The sequence below is a fragment of the Ruegeria sp. YTSA075 genome, from assembly GCF_059610245.1.
The window spans coordinates 1-4,447 of record NZ_JBXWNG010000033.1; the positions used below are offsets into that span (position 1 = coordinate 1).

Annotated in this window: 3 protein-coding genes; all 3 read left to right on the plus strand. The window is 62.5% G+C overall.

Annotation, left to right across the window (positions count from 1 at the left end; genetic code table 11):
- A partial coding sequence (gene gcvT, locus AC2FGE_RS20860; RefSeq protein WP_496821242.1) for a glycine cleavage system aminomethyltransferase GcvT occupies positions 1 to 1,083 on the plus strand: 1,083 nt, incomplete at its 5' end.
- A 17-nt stretch (positions 1,084 to 1,100) separates the two neighbouring features.
- Positions 1,101 to 1,466 (plus strand): glycine cleavage system protein GcvH, encoded by a 366-nt coding sequence (gene gcvH, locus AC2FGE_RS20865; protein ID WP_496821243.1) that lies wholly within the window; start codon positions 1,101 to 1,103, stop codon positions 1,464 to 1,466.
- Positions 1,467 to 1,579: 113 nt separating this feature from the next.
- On the plus strand, positions 1,580 to 4,435 hold the full coding sequence (gene gcvP, locus AC2FGE_RS20870) for an aminomethyl-transferring glycine dehydrogenase (RefSeq protein WP_496821244.1): 2,856 nt from the start codon (positions 1,580 to 1,582) through the stop codon (positions 4,433 to 4,435).
- The last annotated feature ends 12 nt before the right edge of the window (positions 4,436 to 4,447 follow it).

A 4,447-nucleotide genomic window follows, 5' to 3' on the forward strand; every position in this document is an offset into this window, starting at 1 on the left:
AAACGCACCCCTCTTTATTCTCTTCACGTTGGTTTGGGAGGAAAGTTGGTTGATTTTGCGGGATGGGAGATGCCTGTACAGTATCCTTTGGGGATTATGGGGGAGCATAAGCAGTGTCGTGAGAAGGCGGCTTTGTTTGATGTGTCTCACATGGGTCAGGTGATTTTGCGGGGCGAGAATGTGGGGGAGAAGCTGGAAGCTTTGTGCCCGCAGGCTTATGCGACGCTGAAGCCCGGCAAGGCGCGGTACGGGTTCTTTACGAACGAAGATGGGGGGATCATGGATGACCTGATCGTGTCGAATGCGGGGGATCATTACTTTGTGGTGGTGAACGCGGCGCTGCGGCATCAGGACATTCCGCATATGCAGGCCAACCTGGACGGCGTTGAGGTGACCGAGATCTTTGACCGCGCTCTGGTGGCGGTGCAGGGGCCCAAAGCCGAAGACGTGGTGGGGGCGCTGTGCCCTGCGGCGCGGGACCTGAAGTTCATGGAAACCACCGTGGCGGATATTAACGGCGTCGAATGCCGGATCTCGCGGCTGGGTTATACCGGTGAGGATGGCTACGAGATCTCGATCCCCGAGGACAAGGCCATCGAGGTCAGCAAGGCGTTTCTGGCGCATGAAGATTGCGAAGCGGCCGGTCTGGGCGCGCGCGACAGCCTGCGGCTGGAGGCGGGTCTGTGCCTTTATGGCAATGACATCGACCAGAGCACCTCGCCGATCGAGGCCAGCCTTGGCTGGGCGATCCAGAAGCGCCGCAAGGAAGAGGGCGGGTTCCCGGGGGCTGAGCGCGTGCAAAAGGAACTGGCCGAGGGTCCGGCGCGCAAGCTGGTGGGCATCAAGCCCGATGGCCGCGCGCCTGCCCGTCAGGGTGTCGAGGTGCAATGCGCCAATGGCAACACCATCGGCCAGATCACCTCGGGCAGCTTCGGCCCCACGGTGGGTGGCCCTGTTGCGATGGGCTATGTCTCGGCGGGCCATGGTGAGCCGGGCGAGAAGGTCAACCTGATCATCCGGGGCAAGGCGCAACCGGCTGAGATCGTGGCGCTGCCCTTTGTCACACAGAATTACAAGCGTTGAAGCCAGGAGAGAAAGACATGGCAACCTATTATTCCGAAGAGCATGAATGGCTGATGGTCGAGGGCGACACCGCCACGCTGGGCATCACCAAACATGCCGCCGAACAGCTGGGCGAAGTGGTGTTTGTCGAGCAGCAGGAAGCGGGCGATGAGTTCGAGAAGGATGGTGAGATCGGCGTGATCGAATCCGTCAAAGCCGCTTCGGAACTCTACGCACCGGTCGATGGCGAGATCGTGGAAGTGAACGAGGCGCTGGCCGACAATCCCGGCGCGCTGAACGAAGACCCCGAGGGTGAGGCCTGGATCTACAAGATCAAGATCACGGATGCCGCGCAGCTTGAGGATCTGATGGACGAGGCTGGCTACAAGGCCTTCATCGGCTAAACACATTCGGAGCCCTGCACGGGGCTCCGCCCATTTGGGCCGAACCGGCTCGTGATGTATCGGAGGCCTGCGCGGTCTCCGCCCGACCTGACTTATCCTTGAGGAGCGCACAGATGGCCTTCAAACTGACCGATTACGAAGCCTATGACTTCGCCAACCGCCGCCATATCGGGCCCAGCCCGACCGAGATGCGCGACATGCTCAAGGTGATCGGCTTCAAGACGCTGGACCAGCTGATCGACGCCACCGTCCCGCCCGCGATCCGGCAGAAAGAGCCGCTGGACTGGGGTCCGGCGATGACGGAACGCGACGCGCTGTTCCACATGAAAGAGGTGGCGAGCAAGAACACCGTTCTGACCTCGCTGATCGGTCAGGGCTATTACGGCACCACCACGCCCGCGCCGATCCTGCGCAACATTCTGGAAAACCCGGCCTGGTACACGGCCTATACGCCCTATCAGCCCGAGATCAGCCAGGGCCGGCTTGAGGCGCTGTTGAACTTCCAGACCATGGTCAGCGACCTGACCGGGCTGGATGTGGCCAACGCCTCGCTGCTGGACGAAGCCACAGCAGCCGCCGAAGCGATGGCGATGGCCAAGCGCGGCGGCCGGTCCAAGGCCAACAACGCGGCTTTCTTTGTCGACAAGAACTGCCACCCGCAGACCATCGCGGTGATCAAAACGCGGGCTGAGCCTCTGGGTATCGACGTGCAGGTGGCTGATCCCGATCAACTGGATGCGGGCGCGGTCTTTGGCGCGATCTTCCAGTATCCGGGCACCCACGGTCACGTGCGCGACTTCACCGCCGAGATTGCGGCGCTGCATGAACATAAAGCCATTGCCATCGTTGCCGCCGACATCCTGTCGCTGGCGCTGCTGAAATCCCCCGGTGAGATGGGCGCGGATATTGCCATCGGCTCGACCCAGCGCTTTGGCGTGCCGATGGGCTATGGTGGCCCGCACGCGGCTTACATGGCGACCAGCGACAAGCTGAAACGCTCGATGCCGGGCCGGATCATCGGTGTGTCCATCGACAGCCGCGGCAACAAGGCCTATCGCCTGTCGCTGCAAACCCGCGAGCAACACATCCGGCGTGAGAAAGCCAACTCGAACGTCTGCACTGCGCAGGCGCTGCTGGCGGTGATTGCCTCGATGTATGCCGTGTACCACGGTCCCGATGGCATCAAGGCCATCGCGCAATCGGTGCACCGCAAGACCTCGCGCCTGGCGGCTGGCCTGGAAGAGGCGGGCTTTGCCGTGGAACCCGAGGTGTTCTTCGACACCATCACGGTTGAGGTCGGCCATCTGCAGAACGTCGTGATGGAGGCCGCCGTGGCGCGTGGTGTGAACCTGCGCAAGGTGGGCGACACGAAAGTGGGCATCAGCCTGGATGAACAGACCCGGCCCGAGACCATCGAGGCGGTCTGGGGTGCCTTTGGCATCGATCGTCAGGATGACAGTGCAAATGTCGCCTATCGCCTGCCCGATTACGCGCTGCGCGAAAGCGAATACCTGACCCACCCGATCTTCCACCAGAACCGGGCCGAGGCCGAGATCACCCGCTATATGCGCCGCCTGGCCGACCGCGACCTGGCGCTGGACCGGGCGATGATCCCGCTGGGGTCCTGCACCATGAAGCTGAACGCCACGATCGAGATGATCCCGGTCACCTGGCCCGAGTTCGGCAATCTGCACCCTTTCGTTCCAGAAGATCAGGCGCAGGGCTATCACGAGATGATCGCCGATCTGAACGACAAGCTGTGCCAGATCACCGGCTATGACGCGATCTCACAGCAGCCCAACTCGGGCGCGCAGGGGGAATATGCGGGTCTGCTGACCATCCGCAACTATCACTTTGCCCGCGGCGAAGGGCAGCGCAATGTCTGCCTGATCCCGACCTCGGCCCATGGCACCAACCCGGCCTCGGCCCAGATGGTGGGCTGGCAGGTTGTGCCGGTGCTGGCGGATGAGAATGGCAATATTGATCTGGCTGACTTCCGCGCCAAGGCCGAGAAGCATTCCGATCATCTGGCCGCCTGTATGATCACCTATCCGTCCACCCATGGCGTATTCGAGACCACCGTGCAGGAGGTCTGCCAGATCACCCATGATCACGGCGGTCAGGTCTATATCGATGGGGCCAACATGAACGCCATGGTCGGCCTGTCGCGCCCCGGTGACATTGGCGGTGACGTCAGCCACCTGAACCTGCACAAGACCTTCTGCATCCCCCATGGCGGCGGCGGTCCCGGCATGGGTCCGATCGGCGTCAAGGCGCATCTGGAAGAGCACCTGCCTGGCCACCCGGAATACGGCACCGCCGTTGGTCCGGTCTCAGCCGCGCCGTTTGGCTCGCCCTCGATCCTGCCGGTCTCATGGGCCTATGTGCTGCTGATGGGTGGCGCGGGTCTGACCCAGGCGACCAAAGTGGCGATCCTGAACGCCAATTACATCGCGGCGCGTCTGCAGGATGCCTATCCGATCCTCTACACCTCCGAGTCCGGCCGTGTGGCGCATGAATGCATCCTCGACACAAGACCCCTGGACGAGGCGGCCCATGTCACCGTGGATGACGTGGCCAAACGTCTGGTCGACAGCGGCTTCCACGCGCCGACGATGAGCTGGCCGGTGGCGGGCACCCTGATGGTGGAGCCCACGGAATCGGAACCCAAGGCCGAGCTGGACCGCTTCTGCGACGCCATGCTCTCGATCCGCTCGGAAGCGCAGGACATCATCGACGGCAAGATCGACGCGGAAAACAACCCGCTGAAAAACGCCCCCCACACGGTGCGCGATCTGGTCGGCGACTGGGACCGGCCCTACACCCGCGAACAGGCCTGCTTCCCCCCGGGCTCCATGGGCGTCGACAAATACTGGTCCCCCGTCAACCGCGTCGACAACGCATATGGCGACCGAAACCTCATATGCACATGCCCCCCAATGACCGAATACATCGAAGCCGCTGAATAAAAACATCCCCCC